The sequence below is a fragment of the Vibrio sp. 10N.286.52.F8 genome, from assembly GCF_041468745.1.
Classification (GTDB): domain Bacteria; phylum Pseudomonadota; class Gammaproteobacteria; order Enterobacterales; family Vibrionaceae; genus Vibrio; species Vibrio crassostreae_C.
This window is the reverse complement of record NZ_JBFRJF010000003.1, coordinates 87,592-106,844: the sequence shown is the minus strand read 5'-3', so window position 1 is coordinate 106,844 and position 19,253 is coordinate 87,592. Positions and strand designations below refer to the sequence as shown.

Below are 19,253 nucleotides of genomic sequence, written 5' to 3'. Positions count from 1 at the left end.
ATAAAAAAGCCCGTCATCAAGACGGGCTTTGTCATTTCAAAACAAGCTATTGTTTAGCTTAAACCTGTGTACGACCTAAAGAGATCACAACACGTCGGTTCTTGTCTTTACCAATTGGCGAGTTATTGTCTGCAATCGGACGACGCTTACCATAGCCTTGTACTTGAATACGATCTTCTGGCAAGCCTAGAGATTTGAAGTACTCTCTTAACGATTCCGCTCTGCGCTCTGAAAGGTTTTGGCTAATCCCTTTGCTGTCGACAGAGTCGGTGTACGTTGCCACCAGCACAAGGTCGATGTCTTGATTATAGCGAACGTAATCAGCAATCTGGCTCAGCCTTTTACGCGACGATTTATTCAGCTGATCGCTGTTGCGGTCGTAATGCAAAATAGTGAAAGAGATATCTTCAAAGCTGTAAGGCAGCAGATTAGCAACACAGTCACTGAACACATTGTATTTTTCTTGGAACAACACCGACGACAACGACACTTCGATACGTTGATCTCGGCTCTGCCACTCTTGGTAGCTGAATGTCGGATAACGCCCTTTCTCCAACTCACTCAAGATGCCCCAAGCTGTTTGACCGCCGACATAGCCGTCAAATTGCTGGAAGAACTTAATGGTTGTCATACGATCAGCACTTTCGCCCGGACGCCAAGGTGGCGGCATAGAGATCAAGCTTACATTGCGCGTCGCACCCATTGGACGGCGCATTTTAAGCTCAAAGTCCAAAATGATTTTTTTACTCGCGCGAGATGAGAACTCAGCATCACCAAAGTTTGGAATTGGGTGAACCAAGCGACATTCAAGTGGCGTGTTGGCTACCATCTCCCATGTCGACTGTTGAGGAGATGCTCCGTAACGCTTTTCTTGTGCCATGACCGATGACGACACAAGTAGCGAAAATAGCATTGAACCTGTTATGAGTTGTTTCTTCATAAAGTGGAGTATCTCTTAAGCAATTCGTTTAACAATGCAGCCAATTGCCGCATTTTTCTCTCACGTTTAAATATGCAATTATCAAGCCGTAATGGGTTGGGTAATTTAAGATTTATTGCCCTTCCCTAGTTTTTATCACTGCTATTATCTGCAATAATGTAGCCTTAATCACACTTATTTGGGCTAACATGACTGTAGAAAACGAAGCTCTGACCCTAAAAAAACGCTTTCGCGGCTATTTTCCAGTGGTCATCGACGTGGAAACCGCAGGGTTTAACGCTGAAACCGATGCATTATTAGAAATCTGTGCCATTACATTAAAAATGGATGAGAACGGAGATCTGCACCCTGCATCAACGCTTCATTTTCACATTGAGCCTTTTGAAGGCGCAAATATAGAGCAGGCAGCATTAGACTTTAACGGAATTAAAGACCCATTTAGCCCATTACGTGGTGCTGTGTCGGAACAAGAAGCCCTTAAAGAAATCTACAAGCTAGTGAGAAAAGAACAAAAAGCTTCAGATTGCAGTCGCGCAATCATGGTTGCTCACAACGCTACATTCGATTTGAACTTCGTTAATGCGGCAAGTGAGCGCTGTAAGCTTAAACGCGTCCCTTTCCATCCATTTGCTACTTTTGACACTGCAGCTCTTAGTGGTCTTGCCTACGGTCAAACCGTTTTGGCTAAAGCTTGCCGCACTGCAGGGATGGAATTTGACAACAAAGAAGCACACTCTGCTTTGTATGATACGCAAAAAACCACAGAGTTATTTTGCGGCATTGTAAACAAATGGAAAGCCCTTGGTGGTTGGCCTCTTGTTGACGAAGAATAAAAAATAGAGTCGGTAAACGTTTTTTCGTATTGCCTTCATAAAAAACACAACATCCCGAGAATAATATGAATCCTGTTGTAATTTCAGTTTGCATCATGCTTGTTTTAGCTTTGATGCGCGTAAACGTAGTCGTTGCTCTGACGTTCAGTGCAATTATCGGTGGCGTAGCCTCTGGTATGAGCTTGAACGACGCAGTCGCGGCTTTCGAAAGTGGATTAGGCGGCGGTGCAACGATTGCACTTAGCTACGCTATGCTTGGTACATTCGCTGTTGCTATCTCACGTTCTGGTATCACAGATCTCCTTGCTCAAAGTGTTATCAAACGCATTCACGGCAAAGAGAACAGTGCGGCATCGACTGGTCTTAAATACGGCATGCTTGCGTCGTTGATCTTAGTGACCATGTCTTCGCAAAACGTGATTCCAGTACATATCGCCTTCATCCCAATCTTAATCCCACCTCTACTAGGCGTATTCGCAAAAATGAACCTAGACCGCCGTCTAGTTGCGTGTGTACTTACTTTTGGTCTGATTACACCTTACATGGTGCTACCGATTGGTTTTGGTGGCATCTTCCTAAACAACATTCTGCTTAAAAACCTTCACGACAATGGTCTTGAAAACGTAGTAGCAAGCCAAGTGCCAATGGCGATGTTGTTACCCGCTGCGGGCATGATCTTCGGTCTTCTTACTGCAGTATTCTTTACTTACCGTAAGCCTCGCCAATACAAAGAAACCTCTCACACTGTTGTTTCAACAGAAGTGAAAGAGATCAACAAGAAGCACATCCTAGTAGCAGCAGCTGGTATCGTAGCAGCGCTAACAGTTCAACTATCGACTGGCTCTATGATCATCGGTGCTCTAGCGGGTTTCATGGTATTTACCTTCGGTGGCGTTATTGCTTGGAAAGAGACACAAGATGTCTTCACCAAGGGCGTTCACATGATGGCAATGATCGGTTTCATCATGATTGCAGCAGCAGGTTTCGCGGCAGTTATGAAGCAAACAGGTGGCGTTGAATCTTTGGTTGAAGCACTTTCAACAAGCATCGGCGACAACAAGCCTCTAGCAGCACTACTTATGCTAATTGTTGGTCTATTGGTTACTATGGGCATTGGTTCTTCGTTCTCTACGATTCCAATCCTTGCAACTATCTACGTTCCACTAGCAGCAGCATTTGGCTTCTCGCCAATGGCAACAATCGCTCTAGTAGGTACAGCTGCTGCACTTGGTGATGCGGGCTCTCCGGCTTCTGACTCAACATTAGGTCCAACGTCTGGTCTAAATGCTGATGGTCAACACGAGCACGTATGGGAAACCGTAGTTCCAACATTCCTGCACTACAACATCCCACTGATCGTATTCGGTTGGATTGCAGCCATGGTTCTGTAATTAGGTTTGTAGTTAAAGAGCCCTACACTCACTTTTATAAAGACCGCCTCGTGCGGTCTTTTTTGTCTCTGAGATTCATTCTACTCTTCCTTCCGCTCACTCTCATTGAACTAGCGACACCAAACAAAAAAGGCTTACTCTGATGAGTAAGCCTTAGAAATCATTGCGAATACAGATGACTCTCGCTGAATTACGCAGCGGGAGCATTACTCACTAAAATTTCGCGAATAGACTTAAGCGTCGCTTCCGTTGAATGATAATCCAATTCAACTTCACTAAAGATGCCGTTCACTTCAAGCATTAAGGTCGGGTAAGAAAATACACCCATCGCTTCTTTAAAGCCTAGCTGGTCATCTAACTCACTTTCCAATAACTTGCTAGAAAGGTCATTTTCAAACTGTTGAACATTCATACCTAGCTCTTCAGCCAACTGCAAATGTGTGTCTTGGCTATGTGGCAACATCGCACGAAGGTAGTAAGCATGTTGAATCGCTTCAAGCATCGCTTCGTAGTGGTCTTGAAAACCTGCAGCAATCACGGCACGGCACGCAGGGTAAGTACTGCGAACAGGTTGGCACTCTGTCCAAAAATCATGGTTAAACTCAGTACCCAACTTAGCTTCGATCTGCTTCCAAATCGCTTGCAGCTTGCCTTTCATCTCTTCTGACATTGGCTCATCAGAATCCGGGGCCAAACCACCCACTACATAGTTAAACTCAATGCTCGCAGGCAATTGTTGTTTCAATAACTCAAGTGTTGGCTTGTAACCCCAACACCAGCTGCACATTGGATCATGCACATAATGAAGTTTTACGTTCATTGTTCATTCCTTATCGAGTCAATGATTCGATCAATTCAAACAAAAAAGGAGCCTGATTAAGGCCCCTCATTTTAACTATTCAGCGCAAAGGCTAGAACTTATTCAGCGTCATCGCCAGCAACTTTAGCCGCTGCTTCTTTGATGATTGGCTGAAGTTCGCCTTTTTGGAACATCTCAAGAATGATGTCACAACCACCGATTAGCTCACCTTCAACCCAAAGTTGTGGGAAAGTTGGCCACTGTGCGTAAGCAGGAAGCTCTGCACGGATATCAGGGTTTTGTAGGATATCTACGTAAGCAAATTTTTCGCCACATGCCATTAGAGCTTGAGACGCTTGAGAAGAGAAACCACAGCTAGGTAGCTTAGGAGAACCTTTCATGTACAGTAGAATAGTGTTTTCTTCAATTTGCTGTTTGATTTTATCGATAGTTTCCATTGCTTCCTCGTTAATGGATTACGGCTTTTATTGCCTTTATTCTACCCCAAACTAAAAGAATAAAAACCATATAAAAAAAGCGGTTAACAAGCTAAGCTAACAATTCACACAAAAGTAATGAAATAAGCTTTTAATAAAGTAAAAACTTGCTAAACTATATCGCAAGTCAGCAAATTGACCATGGTTGGCAGTATAGCGAGCCATGAATAATAATATCACTGGAAGCAATCGAAAGAGTTAACTCTTTCATATCAATGGAGAATTGAGCAATGGCATTTGAACTACCGGCTCTTCCTTACGCGAAAGACGCGCTAGAACCACACATCTCAGCAGAAACGCTAGATTTCCACCACGGTAAGCACCACAACACTTACGTTGTTAAGCTAAACGGCCTTATCCCAGGTACTGAGTTTGAAGGCAAAACACTAGAAGAGATCGTTAAGACTTCTACTGGTGGTGTTTTCAATAACGCTGCTCAAATCTGGAACCACACGTTCTACTGGCACTGTCTTGCTCCTAAAGCGGGCGGCGAACCAACTGGCGCTGTTGCAGAAGCTATCAACGCTGCATTCGGTTCTTTCGAAGAATTCAAAGCGAAATTCACTGATTCAGCAATCAACAACTTCGGTTCTTCTTGGACTTGGTTAGTTAAGAAAGCTGACGGCTCTCTAGACATCGTTAACACTTCTAACGCTGCTACTCCTCTAACAGAAGAAGGTGTTACTCCACTTCTAACTGTTGACCTATGGGAACACGCTTACTACATCGATTTCCGCAATGTTCGCCCTGACTACATGGCTGCATTCTGGAACCTAGTAAACTGGTCTTTCGTAGAAGAGAACCTAGCTAAGTAATTATTGCTTACGCTGCGCTATTTATAGCGAGTTATCTATTGAAAGCTCATGCCTCGGCGTGAGCTTTTTTGTATCTGTCGTGTTCCACAAAATCTAAACATTTCGTAATAAACCCGCCAATAGCGCTTACTTCTCGAACTATTGATAGCCTTCTTCCCAACCCTACATAAATTCTCTATTTGCCTGTAATTAAACACTAAAGTTTGCCGACTCCATGCCGTTAAAGGTGTATCCAATGAGAGGCGACATGCAAATACATACTTTAGACAAACCAGGAATCATCAACGAACTGAAGTTCGGCATCGGGATCAGCCAAGCGGTTGAGCAAGGTCGCCGTGCAGATTTCGCGTTGCTGTTATCTATGTTTTCTAATGATGTCCGTGATTGCACGCCAATTGACACCATTGAAATCACAGAGACAAATGAAGATCGCCTGCGCAAACAATTTGGCATAGCAGAACCTCAACAACTGCGTTCAAACCAGTCTTCATATGAGATTTCAGCTCAGCAATCTAATCATTTTCATCAAGCTAGCCTTGCCAGCGCCAAGCTCAGCCATTACTTGAAACCTGAAGCGCTTGCCTTCATGCCTGAAGATACAGCCGACTTACCCGAAGAGGTTTACCAAAACCTTTCTGGTCATGACCGACGCAAACTCGCAAACAAGCATTTACCTGATTTGCCACATGCCACGCTCTACAATGAGCTAACCACCGCGCAACGTCAGTATCAAATTCAAGCTCAAGTATAGCGGTCGCCTACCTTTCCCTTTTTCGCTGTCTATCCATAGCTCTTCTTCGACTAACTCGCACACTTCAAAGTATTCACACGAATGATATGAACCACTAGCCTTAGGCAACCTAAAAACACCTGATGTCGGTTACCGCTTGAAGTTACTACAAAATGTGACGTGCCACTAACTTCATAAAAACTTATTAATTGGCACACCTTAGTTTGAACCAATTCACACCCGTTGTATAAATTTTAACCCATCCTTATCCGACATGGACGATTTGTTTAGGTACTGGGATGGAAATAAAAAGCTCAATCATATTGGTGACATCTGCCGGCTCGCGACTGGGGGGGGCGATTGCGAACCACTTTGTTAACCTTGGAGCCACCGTCATCCTTTGTGATAAAGACACGGAAGCACTTAAAGCGACGTATCTACAGTGTGCCCGGTTTTCTGACTCTGTTTACCACTACACGCTCAAAGGCAATGACAGCCAAGCGATTCTCAGCGTATATGATTTTATTCAAACCACCTTCAACACGACACCCGATGTGCTGGTCAATAACTGGATAAGCTCCCCAATGCCTAGCCTAATTGGCGATCAGCCTGTGAGCAGCTTTATTAATGATCTCTCATCGATGGCATCGACCCTGTTCGCATTTGGGCAAATCAGTGCTGAGAGATTGCGAGAGGAAGATAAGGAAGGCGTGATTGTGAATGTGATATCTCATGATGACTTTCACGATGTGTCTGGCTTAGAGAGCGCAAACTCAATGATCACTGGCTTTACCCATAGTTGGGCGAAAGAGCTGACTCCCTTTGGCATTCGAGTCGGTGGCGTTGTTCCCGCCGTTCATAACTCCGATGGCAAGCTCAACCGATGTCACTGGGCGCAGCTGCAAGACGAGCTGACCAGAACAACCGAATACATTGTCTCGAATGACTACTTCAGTGGGCGAGTTGTCGCGGCAGAGGTTTAACTCCCTATTCCAATTGAACATGACTGGCTCAGCTCATATTAAGTAGCAGAGCTATTGCCTCTCAATCGGTTTTACAAACGAACCAAACATAAAAAAAGCCCCAGTCTCTCGACTGGGGCTTTCATCTTTTCCCGATAGATAAGTATCGTGCTAGCGAAAACTTATCTCAAAACTAATGCTTACTTATTATGCGTTAGCTTTTTCTTTTTTAGCTTTTGGCGCTTTCGCTTCAGCTGGCTTTTGGTCTGCTTTCTTAAGGATAACTGTAGTACCTTCGAAAGTTTCGCCTTCAACGTATGGTTGGCCGAAGTAAGAAGTTGTTAGAACTTCTTTTAGCTCAGTGATTAGAGGGTAACGTGGGTTAGCACCTGTACACTGGTCATCGAACGCTTCAACAGCTAGCTCGTCTAGTTTAGCGATGAAGTCAGACTCGTTAACACCCGCAGCTTGGATAGATAGTGGGATGTCTAGGTCAACTTTAAGCTCTTCTAACCAAGTCAGTAGACGTTCAATCTTCTGAGCTGTACGGTCACCAGCTTGGCTTAGGCCTAGGTGGTCAGCAACTTCAGCGTAACGACGACGTGCTTGTGGACGGTCGTACTGAGAGAATGCAGTCTGCTTAGTTGGGTTATCGTTCGCGTTGTAACGTACAACGTTTGAGATAAGTAGTGCGTTAGCAAGACCGTGTGGTAGGTGGAACTCAGCACCAATTTTGTGAGCCATTGAGTGACACACACCTAGGAATGCGTTCGCAAATGCTACACCAGCGATAGTTGCTGCGTTGTGTACTTTCTCACGAGCTATTGGGTCAGCCGCACCATTTTTGTAGCTTGATGGTAGGTATTCTTTAAGCATCTTAAGAGCTTGAAGAGCTTGACCGTCTGAGTACTCGTTCGCTAGAACAGATACGTAAGCTTCAAGAGCGTGAGTTACTGCATCGTAACCACCGAACGCTGTTAGAGACTTAGGCATGTTCATTACTAGGTTCGCATCAACGATAGCCATGTTTGGCGTGATTTCGTAATCAGCTAGTGGGTATTTAGCACCAGTCTTGTCGTCAGTAACAACAGCGAATGGAGTAACCTCTGAACCTGTACCTGAAGTTGTAGTGATACATACAAGCTCAGCTTTTTGACCCATTTTAGGGAACTTGTAGATACGTTTACGGATGTCCATAAAGCGCATTGCTAGTTCTTCGAAGTGAGTTTCTGGGTGCTCGTACATAACCCACATGATCTTAGCAGCATCCATTGGAGAACCGCCACCTAGAGCAAGGATTACATCAGGTTGGAAGCTCTTCATTGCTTCAGCGCCTTTCTCAACAACAGATAGCGTTGGATCCGCTTCTACGTCGAAGAAAGTTTGAACTTCGATGCCTTGTGCTTTAAGCAAGCTAACTACGTCATCTGCGTAACCGTTGTTGAATAGGAAACGGTCAGTTACTAGGAATGCGCGTTTCTTACCTTCTAGGTCGCTCATTGCGATTGGAAGGCTACCACGACGGAAGTAGATAGACTTAGGTAGTTTGTGCCACAACATGTTTTCAGCTCGCTTCGCTACAGTTTTCTTGTTGATAAGGTGCTTAGGACCTACGTTCTCAGAGATAGAGTTACCACCCCATGAACCACAACCTAGAGTTAGAGAAGGTGCAACGTTGAAGTTGTACAGGTCACCGATACCACCGTGAGTAGTCGGGATGTTGATTAGGATACGAGCAGTCTTCATCTTGTCACCGAAGTAACGGATGCGGTCTGCGTTAGTATCTTGGTTAGTGTAAAGACCAGATGTGTGACCGATACCACCGATTTCAACCATAGTTACCGCTTGAGCAACTGCGTCTTCGAAGTCATCTGCGCGGAATAGACCTAGAGTTGGAGATAGTTTCTCGTGAGCGAATTCGTCATCGTAAGAAACTTTACCAAGACCTTCACCTACAAGTACTTTTGTATCAGCAGGAACTTTAACACCAGCCATTTCAGCGATTGCTGGAGCAGGTTGACCTACGATTTTAGCGTTTAGGTTGCCGTCGATAAGCAGAACTTTACGTACTTTATCGGCGTCAGCTTTAGATAGAACGTGAGCTTTGTGAGAAGCGAAACGCTCTTTAACTTCGTCATATACTTCGCTAACTACGATTGCAGCTTGCTCAGAAGCACATACTACGCCGTTATCGAAAGTCTTAGACATAAGGATAGATGCTACAGCACGTTTGATGTCAGCTGTTTCATCGATAACGACAGGAACGTTACCAGCACCAACACCGATAGCAGGCTTACCTGAAGAGTATGCTGCTTTAACCATGCCTGGACCACCAGTAGCAAGGATAAGTGCGATACCGTCGTGCTTCATAAGCGCGTTAGAAAGCTCTACAGATGGTTGGTCGATCCAACCGATGATGTCTCTTGGAGCACCAGCTGCAACAGCTGCGTCTAGAACTAGTTTCGCTGCGTCGTTAGTTGAGTTCTTTGCACGTGGGTGTGGCGAGAAGATGATGCCGTTACGTGTCTTAAGAGAAATTAGAGATTTGAAGATTGCTGTAGAAGTTGGGTTCGTTGTTGGAACGATACCACAGATGATACCTACAGGCTCAGCGATAGTCATTGTGCCTAGGTTGTCATCTTCTTCTAAGATGCCACATGTTTTTTCGTCTTTGTATTTGTTGTAGATAAATTCAGATGCAAAGTGGTTTTTGATAACCTTATCTTCAACAATACCCATTCCAGATTCAGCAACTGCTTGTTGAGCAAGTGGAATACGAGCGTGGTTAGCAGCAAGAGAAGCTGCGCGGAAGATTGCGTCTACTTTCTCTTGAGAGAATGTTGCAAACTCTTCTTGTGCTGCTTTAACGCGAGCTACTAGAGCATCAAGTTCCGCTAAGTTAGTTACAGGCATGGTGGATCTCCTAAAATAATAAATATTAAAAACTTTTTATTAAATTCGCTGCTTGCCGTTAACCTTAAACACCAGCGTTCTTAGTAAATTGCTTTCAGGGCTGAGTATATTATTTCACTGTGTGAAAAAAATTGACCCAGATCAGTTACCCAAAAAGAATTAACCAGAAAGTAGTAAGGCAATCGCAAAAATGAACTTAAGAGCATGATTTATATAGATTAAACTCACACTTTTCGTTCGCGCAAAAAACAAGCAAACAGACAACTTTTTTCTACATAGCGTAATAAACTGTAAAAAAGTTTCATTTTTAGTCCGTTAAATTACATGTATACAGCTATATTCGTGCTACTGAGAGTATATCCATAGCGTTGTACGGGCTAGATTCTGACATAATTTTTATTAATTTCGTGCGTCGGTTAACAGTTACTCAATAATAAATTACAAAATGAAACACTACCAACTAGCTTGCAACAGGCTTAAAACAAAAGTGAGATTCAATTAGTTTTTCTAAAAAGAATCACCCATTTCAAGTTAGTTTTTTTCATTCGCGTAAATTGAGTTTGTCCCTTACATTACGCGCCTAAACTATTCACAGATCAACCCTTCAACCTTAAGTACGCTAACTGGAGATCGCTCTCATGCAAGGCTTAGAACTCGCAATTTTTATGCAATTCTTCCTTGGGCTTGTTGCTGCCGTAAACCCAATCGGCATCATGCCTGTTTTTGTTTCTCTTACTGCTCATATGCCGCCAGAAGAGAGGAACAGGACAGCCTTACAAGCAAATATTGCTGTTGCCGTGATCTTGATTATGTCACTTGTTGCAGGGCAAATGCTTCTTGATATGTTTAGCATCTCGTTGGATTCATTCCGCGTTGCTGGTGGCTTACTGTTATTGAGCATCGCATTTTCGATGATGAGCGGTAAGCTCGGTGAAGATAAGCAGAACAAACAAGAGAAGTCTGAATACATCAGCAAAGAGCAGATCGGCGTTGTTCCACTTGCTATGCCGCTAATGGCAGGCCCAGGTGCAATCAGCTCGACCATTGTTTATGGTTCTCGCTACCCTGCTGCTATTGATACGGTCGGCATCGGCATTAGCATCATCGCATTCGCAACGTGCTCTTGGCTTTTGTTCCGTTCAGCGCCGGTTATCGTTCGCTTTTTAGGTCAAACGGGTATCAACGTGATCACTCGTATCATGGGTCTGATTCTTGGCGCATTGGGCATCGAGTTCATCGCCAATGGCCTACGTAATCTGTTCCCAGGCTTGGCATAACGTTTAACAACATTTCGGTTGCTCTATAAAGGGCAACAATATTGAAATATAGATGAGGCGAGTAAAGCAATTGGGCTTTCACTCGCCTCGTTATTATGAAGCTTGTATAATGACTGTTAATGCATTTAACAGAAGACGAACCTCTCCTTATGTCACGCAAGCCACTCAAGCATCATTTGTACGTCATTATCTTTGGTACTCACACGCCAGCCGGACGTGCATTTGATATAACTCTGATCGTTGCAATCTTGGCTTCGCTGTTGGTTCTGGTCTTAGAATCCATCCCTAATGTGATGACCGAATGGTCACAACAGCTGCGTTATATCGAATACACCTTCACTGCACTCTTCACTCTTGAGTATTTGTTAAGGCTCTATTGCTCCCCAAAGCCAAAATCTTACGCCACCAGTTTTTATGGTGTCGTTGACCTATTGGCGATTCTTCCGACCTACCTAGCAATCATCTTCCCAGGCGCTTCATTTATGGGTGTGGTGAGACTGCTGCGTGTGATGCGTATCTTCCGAATTCTAAAGCTGGTTCGCTACCTGCAAGATTCCAATATTCTGTTGCGCTCACTATTAATGGCACGACGAAAGATACTGATCTTCTTTAGCACCGTCGGCATCTTGGTGGTTATCTTTGGCGCCTTGATCTTTGTTATTGAAGGTCCTGACAATGGCTTCACCAGTATTCCTCACAGTATCTATTGGGCCATCGTGACTATCACTACGGTAGGTTATGGTGACATGGTGCCGCAGACCGCGCTTGGTAAAGCCATAGCATCACTGACCATGCTATTGGGTTACTCTATCTTAGCAGTGCCAACCGGGATCATTACTGCAGAACTCAGTAATGAGATGAACTCGCACAAAGAGTTGGTTAAGTGCCCGAATTGTAACCGAGCGGGTCATGATTCAGACGCCATGTATTGCAAGCACTGTGCTAGCGAATTAGCGGATCCAGACAAGCGTGTCGTCACCGACGAGAAATAAAAGCAGACACGAGATTCGAGTAGCGAGATGCGAAGAGATTTAAGGGCAGTTTCGAGGGCCGAATAACGAGGTAGCAATAAACTAAAAAGGGTTGACGTTTGTCGTCAACCCTTTCGGTTTATCAGCTAATAGAATTTAAGCAATCTTGCCTATTACGATTTCTCAGCAAGGATAATGCGTAGAGTACGACGTAGTGGTTCTGCAGCACCCCAAAGTAGTTGGTCACCAACCGTGAAGGCGTTTAGGAAGTCGTTACCCATCGACATCTTACGCAGACGACCGACAGGCACAGACATTGTGCCTGTTACTTTCGCTGGTGTTAGCTCCTGTGCCGTGATGTCGCGGTCATTAGGAATCACTTTAACCCAATCATTGTGCGTTGCGATGATCTCTTCGATCTCGTCCATTGGCACGTCTTGCTTAAGCTTGATCGTTAGTGCTTGAGCGTGACAACGCATTGCACCGATTCGTACACAAGTACCATCAATTGGGATTGGCTGACCATCTAGACCAAGAATCTTGTTCGCTTCAACACCGGCTTTCCACTCTTCTTTACTCTGACCGTTTTCACGCTTCACATCGATCCAAGGAATCAGTGAGCCTGCAAGCGGAGCACCAAATTGGTCTGTTGGGAATGAAGATGAACGAATCGTATCAGCCACTTTCTTATCGATATCAAGAATTGAGCTTGAAGGGTTTGCTAACTCAGAACTTACGCTGTCGTTGATCACACCCATTTGTGAGATCAGCTCACGCATGTTCTTAGCACCCGCACCAGAAGCTGCTTGGTAAGTCATGGCACTCATCCACTCAACCATGCCTTTCTCGTACAGACCACCTAGAGCCATAAGCATTAAGCTCACAGTACAGTTACCGCCAACGAACGTGTTGGTGCCGCTGTGAATGCCTTGCTGGATTTGAGCCAAGTTAACAGGATCAAGAGTGATGATTGAATCAGCATCCATACGCAGAGTAGATGCTGCATCAATCCAGTAACCTTTCCAACCTGCTTGACGCAGTGCTGGGTATACTTTTGATGTGTAATCGCCGCCTTGACAGGTAATCACAGCATCAAGCTGTTTTAGGCTATCAATATCAAAAGCGTCTTGAAGTAGACCCGCATCTTTACCACCTAAAACAGGGGCAGGAATACCAATCTGAGATGTGCTGTAATAAACAGGCTCAATCAAGTCGAAGTCTTTCTCTTCAACCATACGTTGCATCAGTACAGAACCAACCATACCGCGCCAACCAACTAGACCTACTCTCATCGCTCACTCTCCATGTATAAATTAAAAATTGCTCTCCCCCATCTATAAGTTTTTCAGAAACAGAACTCAAGTGCTTTTTGTCAAAAAGTGTAACTTTTTCGTTTCTTTTAAGTGAACGTAATGAATCGTGCAGTTATCTCTGTATCGACATTCCATCTCCACCTCATTGATTAAGCGTCCATTATCGTCAAATTCAAACATTTACATCGCCAAAGTCGATTCAATCGACGCTCATCACAAACAGTAAACCCCTCTTTTAAACCAAGGTTAATCAGAGTTTTATTTTACAAAACGAAAACAACGTGCGACAGATTTCAACATGTAACAATCATGAATGTAACAAAAATTTAGATTATGAAACCACAATTGATTGAGTTAACAGTCAAATATCACAACTTGGGCGTATTTTTTCGATATAATAAACTAATTACTGTAGTGTCCGTTTTGCACCACACACTATAACGAAGCACTATAAATGCTCGAAATCACAAGAGGCTTTTATGAAGCAGAGTAAAACTCGCCTACCGAACCTATTGCAGGTATTCATCGCGTTAGGACTATTTCTATCCCTTGCTTTTTCCTTTACTGCAAAGCTTGACCTTCCAATTCAACTTGCCTTGTATATTGGCTGGTTCATTATCATGGTTCTTGGTATTCGTCTTGGACACCAATACAAAGACTTAGAAAAAGCAGCACTCAAAGGAATATCCAATGGCTTAGGCGCGGTTTTAATACTTTTAGCCGTTGGCGCTCTTGTTGGTACTTGGATCTCAGGCGGGATCGTACCTACTATCATTTACTATGGTCTGAAAGCTATCCACCCTTCTATCTTCCTTTTAGCGACCATGATCATCTGTTCTCTAACTGCATTGGCGACCGGTACTTCTTGGGGTGCTGCGGGTACAGCAGGTATCGCGATGATGGGTATCGGCCAAGGCCTAGGTGTTCCAGCACCGATTACTGCAGGTGCTGTGCTGTCAGGCTGTTACTTCGGTGACAAGATGTCTCCTCTTTCTGATTCAGTGATTCTGGCTTCTTCAATGTCTGGTGTTGAAGTGGTTGAACACATCAAGGGCATGCTTCCAGTTGCGTTAATCAGCTACGTGATTACAGGCATCATGTTTACTGCGTTTGGTTTCCACTACGCGGGCAACGTTGACATGAGCCAAGTAGACTCTGTCATCAAAGCGATGGAAGTTCAGTTCTACATCACGCCTTACTCATTCGTTCCGGTACTTATCGTGCTTGGTCTGTTGGCTTTCCGTATGCCTTCATTCCCGGTCATCAGTTTTGGTTCTCTGCTGGGTATTATCTGGGCAGTCATGATCCAAGATATCGACTTCCTAACGGCATTCAACACTGCTTGGGCACCGTTCTCAATCTCATCTGGCGTAGAGTTTATTGATTCGATTCTTAACCGTGGCGGCATGTCTTCAATGCTAGGTTCAGTTGCGGTTATCGTATTTGGTCTAGGTTTCGGTGGCTTACTGGATAAAGTGGGCGTACTAGAGACAATCGCTAAGGTGTTTGAGCGCCGCGTAAACAGCGCAGGCTCACTAGCGACGAGCACAATTGGTACGGCCTTCATGGGTAACGTGTTCGGTTCTGCAATGTACGTATCGTTAATCCTTACGCCAAAAATCTGTGCGAAAAACTACGACCGTTTAGGCTACAAGCGTAAGAACCTATCTCGTAATGCTGAGTTTGGTGGCACGCTAACGTCGGGTATGGTTCCCTGGAGTGATAACGGTATCTACATGGCGAGTATTCTTGGTGTTGCGACGCTGTCTTACGCACCCTTCATGTGGTTAAGCTTCATCTGTATCATCGTGACTATCGTGACATCTTACATGGGTTGGTTCGTTGATAAGTGTGAACCAACAGCACCAGCGTTTGAAGCTGAAGAAGCGACCGAGTTAAGCAAGCAACAAGCTTAAGTTCAGGAGCTAACGCTTTCGAACGTAACTCAAAACGTTAATGGATAAATGCAAAAAGAGCGCCCTAGAGCGCTCTTTTTTGATCTGCTGATTTACTTATTTATCTATTTATTGGCGGTTCGTTTACCCAACCAGTAACCGATGCCTAACGGTGCAAAGAACACTACTAAGATAAACAGGATGAAGTAGATAATCACACCTTTGATTAACTCCATTAGCTTATCAATCGCCAGTACCACCACCTCTTGAGAGACGCGATCAAGGTCTTGCGTGAACAGTTCTCTTTCTGAAGTCACAATGCCGGCAATCTCGATGCGCTCTTTCGCAATCATCTCTACTAGAGCTTCTCTCTCACGTGTCACCATTTTTTCTAATGCCACACGTTCATCACTCAGCATCGCTAATTTTTGGTCGGTTTTATCACTGAGGTCGTTGAGCAATGGTTGCATTTCTGTCGACATAATAGAAGCCAGTGTTTGCATGTACTCCGGATTGTTCTCAATGAAGTCTTGCATGCTTGCTGATGTTTGACGAAGGCTTTCCAGCGTCATCGATAGGTCTTCACCCGTTAGCGAGCTATTCAATGCAACCAGCTCCGCCTTCCACGACATCAGTTTCGGTGTCTGGTCAGCCATAAGGCTTAAACGATCAGATGCGTCACTCATGGCTTCTGGCATGGTGCCTAAGCTCTGAACGATTTGCGATTCGTCTTTACCAAGGTAATTTAGCCATTCACGGTAAGCAGGTGTGCTTCTGAATGTGAGGTCTTTAAATGGGTGGCTAGCAGAAAACTGCGCAACGAACGCTTTGCTGTTTTTGAAATCACTCGAGCTCAATACACCCTTTGCCAGCTTCTCGGCTTCTTGATCAAGAAAACGAGCGGTCTCTACTGCATCATCCGTCGCGAACAGATCCGCGCCGTCGCCTTGGCTATAAAACTGATTCATTTGGGCAGTGAAAACCCACGAGTCAATTAACGCAGACATAGGGGAAGTTTGGTAAGCCGCTTGTTGTAAGCCCTGCTCTGCATGGATCTTCCAAAGCAACACATAAGATTGATGTAAGGTGTCATCAGCAGGGTAAGATTGCGCGATGAGATCGGCCGAATCTTCTACTCGTGTAAAGAACATCTTGGCGTATTCACGCGTCATGATCCGAGCATTTAACTCTTGTTGAGTGAGAGGCGTCGTTTGACTATCTAACTTAACTTCTAAGAGAGAACAACCACTTAGCACAATGCTAAGCACCAACACCATCCAACTTCGACTCGAAACTCGTAACATATAAACCTCTGACAAAGACTAAGGGCGCTGATTGTATGAGCGCTTCGTCATAGTATTGTCAAAAATCCTGTAAAAGTTAACGCTGACTGTCTAAATATTCATGAGCAGAATCCACAGAGGCTTTTATAGCCTGCTCTAGTTCAGCTAAATCATGTTCACTGATTGCTCTGGACTGCTTCATTGTCATTTCAATGGTTGCGGCAATGATGGCTAACCGAGACGCTTTAATACTGCCAGCCACGCCTTTTAAGCTATGTACAATGCGAGCCGCGGAGGTTTCATCTTTGGTCAACAAAGACTTAAACTTCTCGTAGTCACCTGCGTGGTCTTGTACAAACACACCAAGCAAGAGTTCGACAGACTCAGCATCACCATCGAGCGTTTCTAACATGTCTTCGATATCAATCGCAGGCTTTGAATCTGTGACACTGGCAACGTGTTTCTCTACTACTGGCGCCTGTTCAGGGACTTGCTGAATAGAGTATTGCGGTACAACGGGTTGGCTTGTAACGTTAACGCTCTGCGGAGGTTGAGAGTCGGAAGACTGGCGCGTTGGCCTGTTCTCGGATACATAAGCGTCACTATCTGCTTGTTTCACTGCTGAGGAAACAACATCGCTATAAGAAGCGTCTTCCTTACTTGAATTAATTTCTAGTTCAGAGCTGAGTTCTTGGTCTGCTTCTTTCATCGTTTTTGTGGACCTAACGCCCCAAAACACTATCCCGCTCATCGCCACCAAGCTTAAGCCTAGCATCACCAACAATAGGTTGAATTGACGATCATGGAACTCAGCTTCGAGTTTTATGATCTGTTCATTTACTGAGTTTTTCTTAATCTTATCAACCAAATAGTTAAGCTGAGCGTAATCACTCAACAATGCTGACGCATCAGCCAGTAGTTGTTGGAGTGCATCTTGTTCTTCGTTTTCTAAGGAATAAGATTTTTCTAGAATGGAATCAAAGGCGCGATAAGTCGCTGACGAACTTTGATTTTCAGAATACATGGCTTCAAATACCACAACACCGAATTCGTTGAGGAGCGGTTTTAGCTGAGGGGAAAGCTCTTTATCAGCACGCAAGATCTTAATGTTATCAACGATGTCTTGAACTTGGCTTTCTATTGGAATGAACTCATCGAACTTTTCTAGGAACTGATCAGCTACGTACAACAGTTGGTTGACATCAGGACGAAACAAGGCGTGTTGGAAATCAGATTCAATCTGCAGTCGGATCGAATAAACCAACTGAGCATCGAGTGCGAGATCATTGATACGAGAGACTCGAAGCGGTTCTGAGAAATAAAGCGATTGCCTCAATTCGTTGACTCGAATACCGAGCTCTTCGATTTGAGCTAGAGAATTGGTGTAGGAACGGCTTAGATTAAGAAGAGCCAATGAAGGAAGTAACCACAGAGCCAAGAGCACAACCAAAAAGGTGGCTGGTTTTTTAAAGCGTTTGGGCTTTGCTACTGATTGTTCCATCTATATTCCTTGTGCGTGTTAACTTGAAGCCATGACCGTAGCTAAAAGATTAAGCACAAAATAAGCGACAACGTCCTGCTGCCGCTTTTATCCGTTAACTTCGGACTATGACTTATTGCGAGTCAGTTGGTCACGTAAGTTCGGTGGAGTGCCTTTAATCGTTAGCGTGTCTGTCTCCGGATCGTAAAAGATACGTTCGCCTAGAAGCAGACTATCAAAACTAACATTCAAACCGCCACCAGCACCAACAAATTTTGTTAGTTTACGCATAGTTGCGCGATCGGCTGGGAAGCTGTCTTCTAACTCGTAGCCTTGCTCACTAGTATAGTCAAAGAAGCTTGTGCCATCAGTGCTTGCTGGCAACTCACCAGAAAGTTCACGAACTTGTACTTCATCGCCCGCTTTAAGCTGCTCGTTACAGTAATCCGCAACCTGCTTTTTGTAGCTGATCGCTTCTTCTTTCTCTAATTTAGAGTCAGAAACGAAGTCTTCTACCGCTTGCATCAGTACTTGGTTCTGCTGTTTCGCATCCAAACCGACTTCAGCTTGTAAGAAATCTAAGAAGAAATCCGCGACTTTACGGCCAACACGTCCTTTAATATAAGTTAAGTAACGGTTTGACTCTTTATCAGTCTCATAAGTAGAAAGGTCTAGGCGAGCCGCGATATCCATTTTTGAGATATCAAGGTAGTCAGTCGCACTAATATCAAGCCCTTCAGTTACCTTTAGGCTTTGGTTTGAAGGCAATAAACCAATGAAAAGATAATCTGTTGCAAGTGACTGATATTCAGCCATTACCAAGATACCTTCGTCAGCGAATGGGTACTTTGATAGTTCGTCTTTTAGACGTTGCGCACTCTTTTGAGAAAAATCGTAAAAGTTTGTCTCACCAGCACGAAGTTGATGCAACCACTGCTGGAATTCGCTGTCAGATTTGAAAGAACCAAACCCTTTGCCTGCTTTTGAATTAAAAACACGGTGAAGTTCAGCAACTAGGCTTTCAGATGAAGCATCGTTTTCTAGAGATTCAGCACGATAGTTAACAATCAGCTCATCCTGATCGTTCTTGCTCAGCTGGTGTAAAATTACGTTGGAAAGGTGAAGGCTCATAGTGAAAATATTACCGTTCAGGT

Annotated in this window: 16 protein-coding genes; 8 read left to right on the top strand and 8 right to left on the bottom strand. The window is 44.3% G+C overall.

The window, feature by feature from the left end:
* Nucleotides 1-58: 58 nt before the first annotated feature.
* On the bottom strand, nucleotides 59-940 hold the full coding sequence (gene motY, locus AB4133_RS00810; protein ID WP_017063457.1) for a flagellar protein MotY: 882 nt from the start codon (nucleotides 938-940) through the stop codon (nucleotides 59-61).
* 188 nt (nucleotides 941-1,128) lie between these two features.
* Here motY and rnt point away from each other — a divergent pair, with 188 nt between their 5' ends.
* Together rnt and AB4133_RS00800 are read left to right on the top strand one after the other, a co-directional pair.
* Nucleotides 1,129-1,773 carry a ribonuclease T gene (rnt, locus tag AB4133_RS00805; RefSeq protein ID WP_017061178.1) on the top strand — a complete coding sequence of 215 codons (645 nt, stop codon included), beginning with the start codon at nucleotides 1,129-1,131 and terminating at the stop codon, nucleotides 1,771-1,773.
* A 65-nt stretch (nucleotides 1,774-1,838) separates the two neighbouring features.
* Complete coding sequence (locus tag AB4133_RS00800; protein WP_029235135.1) at nucleotides 1,839-3,164, top strand: Na+/H+ antiporter family protein; 1,326 nt, start codon at nucleotides 1,839-1,841, stop codon at nucleotides 3,162-3,164.
* Nucleotides 3,165-3,354: 190 nt separating this feature from the next.
* Here the strand turns inward: AB4133_RS00800 and AB4133_RS00795 are convergent, their stop codons facing one another.
* Nucleotides 3,355-3,984, bottom strand: a complete 630-nt coding sequence (locus tag AB4133_RS00795) for a DsbA family protein (protein WP_017061180.1) — start codon at nucleotides 3,982-3,984, stop codon at nucleotides 3,355-3,357.
* Nucleotides 3,985-4,082: 98 nt separating this feature from the next.
* Nucleotides 4,083-4,421: a Grx4 family monothiol glutaredoxin gene (locus tag AB4133_RS00790; RefSeq protein ID WP_004741702.1), complete on the bottom strand. Its 339-nt coding sequence runs from the start codon at nucleotides 4,419-4,421 to the stop codon at nucleotides 4,083-4,085.
* Nucleotides 4,422-4,690: 269 nt separating this feature from the next.
* Between AB4133_RS00790 and sodB the strand changes: the two genes are divergently transcribed.
* From sodB to AB4133_RS00775, 3 genes are all read left to right on the top strand, one after another.
* Nucleotides 4,691-5,275: a superoxide dismutase [Fe] gene (gene sodB / locus AB4133_RS00785; RefSeq protein WP_004734050.1), complete on the top strand. Its 585-nt coding sequence runs from the start codon at nucleotides 4,691-4,693 to the stop codon at nucleotides 5,273-5,275.
* Nucleotides 5,276-5,522: 247 nt separating this feature from the next.
* Nucleotides 5,523-6,026, top strand: coding sequence for a VC2046/SO_2500 family protein (locus AB4133_RS00780; protein WP_276605597.1), 504 nt, complete (start codon nucleotides 5,523-5,525; stop codon nucleotides 6,024-6,026).
* 278 nt (nucleotides 6,027-6,304) lie between these two features.
* Nucleotides 6,305-6,988, top strand: a complete 684-nt coding sequence (locus AB4133_RS00775; RefSeq protein WP_017061182.1) for an SDR family oxidoreductase — start codon at nucleotides 6,305-6,307, stop codon at nucleotides 6,986-6,988.
* Nucleotides 6,989-7,174: 186 nt separating this feature from the next.
* On the opposite strand, the gene adhE is transcribed toward AB4133_RS00775, so the two are convergent.
* Nucleotides 7,175-9,880 carry a bifunctional acetaldehyde-CoA/alcohol dehydrogenase gene (adhE, locus tag AB4133_RS00770; protein ID WP_017061183.1) on the bottom strand — a complete coding sequence of 902 codons (2,706 nt, stop codon included), beginning with the start codon at nucleotides 9,878-9,880 and terminating at the stop codon, nucleotides 7,175-7,177.
* A 638-nt stretch (nucleotides 9,881-10,518) separates the two neighbouring features.
* Between adhE and AB4133_RS00765 the strand changes: the two genes are divergently transcribed.
* Nucleotides 10,519-11,157: a YchE family NAAT transporter gene (locus AB4133_RS00765; protein WP_017061184.1), complete on the top strand. Its 639-nt coding sequence runs from the start codon at nucleotides 10,519-10,521 to the stop codon at nucleotides 11,155-11,157.
* 149 nt (nucleotides 11,158-11,306) lie between these two features.
* Nucleotides 11,307-12,149 (top strand): ion transporter, encoded by an 843-nt coding sequence (locus AB4133_RS00760; protein WP_372223818.1) that lies wholly within the window; start codon nucleotides 11,307-11,309, stop codon nucleotides 12,147-12,149.
* A 152-nt stretch (nucleotides 12,150-12,301) separates the two neighbouring features.
* On the opposite strand, the gene asd is transcribed toward AB4133_RS00760, so the two are convergent.
* On the bottom strand, nucleotides 12,302-13,420 hold the full coding sequence (asd, locus tag AB4133_RS00755; protein ID WP_017061186.1) for an aspartate-semialdehyde dehydrogenase: 1,119 nt from the start codon (nucleotides 13,418-13,420) through the stop codon (nucleotides 12,302-12,304).
* A gap of 500 nt (nucleotides 13,421-13,920) precedes the next feature.
* Between asd and nhaC the strand changes: the two genes are divergently transcribed.
* Nucleotides 13,921-15,357 (top strand): Na+/H+ antiporter NhaC, encoded by a 1,437-nt coding sequence (gene nhaC / locus AB4133_RS00750; RefSeq protein WP_017063453.1) that lies wholly within the window; start codon nucleotides 13,921-13,923, stop codon nucleotides 15,355-15,357.
* A 104-nt stretch (nucleotides 15,358-15,461) separates the two neighbouring features.
* On the opposite strand, the gene AB4133_RS00745 is transcribed toward nhaC, so the two are convergent.
* From AB4133_RS00745 to yejK, 3 genes are all read right to left on the bottom strand, one after another.
* Entirely contained in the window at nucleotides 15,462-16,640 is a 1,179-nt protein-coding gene (locus tag AB4133_RS00745; protein WP_017065980.1) for a hypothetical protein, read from the bottom strand.
* A gap of 76 nt (nucleotides 16,641-16,716) precedes the next feature.
* Nucleotides 16,717-18,120 (bottom strand): Hpt domain-containing protein, encoded by a 1,404-nt coding sequence (locus AB4133_RS00740; protein ID WP_102398080.1) that lies wholly within the window; start codon nucleotides 18,118-18,120, stop codon nucleotides 16,717-16,719.
* 105 nt (nucleotides 18,121-18,225) lie between these two features.
* Nucleotides 18,226-19,230 carry a nucleoid-associated protein YejK gene (yejK, locus tag AB4133_RS00735; RefSeq protein WP_017061190.1) on the bottom strand — a complete coding sequence of 335 codons (1,005 nt, stop codon included), beginning with the start codon at nucleotides 19,228-19,230 and terminating at the stop codon, nucleotides 18,226-18,228.
* Nucleotides 19,231-19,253: the final 23 nt, after the last annotated feature.

Bases quoted from the DNA above. Each gene is read 5' to 3' on its own strand.
- rnt (WP_017061178.1), top strand. From the start codon at position 1,129: ATGACTGTAGAAAACGAAGCTCTGACCCTAAAAAAACGCTTTCGCGGC.
- AB4133_RS00775 (WP_017061182.1), top strand. From the start codon at position 6,305: ATGGAAATAAAAAGCTCAATCATATTGGTGACATCTGCCGGCTCGCGA.
- yejK (WP_017061190.1), bottom strand. From the start codon at position 19,230: ATGAGCCTTCACCTTTCCAACGTAATTTTACACCAGCTGAGCAAGAAC.
- AB4133_RS00790 (WP_004741702.1), bottom strand. From the start codon at position 4,421: ATGGAAACTATCGATAAAATCAAACAGCAAATTGAAGAAAACACTATT.
- AB4133_RS00760 (WP_372223818.1), top strand. From the start codon at position 11,307: ATGTCACGCAAGCCACTCAAGCATCATTTGTACGTCATTATCTTTGGT.
- AB4133_RS00780 (WP_276605597.1), top strand. From the start codon at position 5,523: ATGCAAATACATACTTTAGACAAACCAGGAATCATCAACGAACTGAAG.
- adhE (WP_017061183.1), bottom strand. From the start codon at position 9,880: ATGCCTGTAACTAACTTAGCGGAACTTGATGCTCTAGTAGCTCGCGTT.
- nhaC (WP_017063453.1), top strand. From the start codon at position 13,921: ATGAAGCAGAGTAAAACTCGCCTACCGAACCTATTGCAGGTATTCATC.
- motY (WP_017063457.1), bottom strand. From the start codon at position 940: ATGAAGAAACAACTCATAACAGGTTCAATGCTATTTTCGCTACTTGTG.
- AB4133_RS00745 (WP_017065980.1), bottom strand. From the start codon at position 16,640: ATGTTACGAGTTTCGAGTCGAAGTTGGATGGTGTTGGTGCTTAGCATT.
- AB4133_RS00765 (WP_017061184.1), top strand. From the start codon at position 10,519: ATGCAAGGCTTAGAACTCGCAATTTTTATGCAATTCTTCCTTGGGCTT.
- AB4133_RS00795 (WP_017061180.1), bottom strand. From the start codon at position 3,984: ATGAACGTAAAACTTCATTATGTGCATGATCCAATGTGCAGCTGGTGT.
- AB4133_RS00740 (WP_102398080.1), bottom strand. From the start codon at position 18,120: ATGGAACAATCAGTAGCAAAGCCCAAACGCTTTAAAAAACCAGCCACC.
- asd (WP_017061186.1), bottom strand. From the start codon at position 13,420: ATGAGAGTAGGTCTAGTTGGTTGGCGCGGTATGGTTGGTTCTGTACTG.
- AB4133_RS00800 (WP_029235135.1), top strand. From the start codon at position 1,839: ATGAATCCTGTTGTAATTTCAGTTTGCATCATGCTTGTTTTAGCTTTG.
- sodB (WP_004734050.1), top strand. From the start codon at position 4,691: ATGGCATTTGAACTACCGGCTCTTCCTTACGCGAAAGACGCGCTAGAA.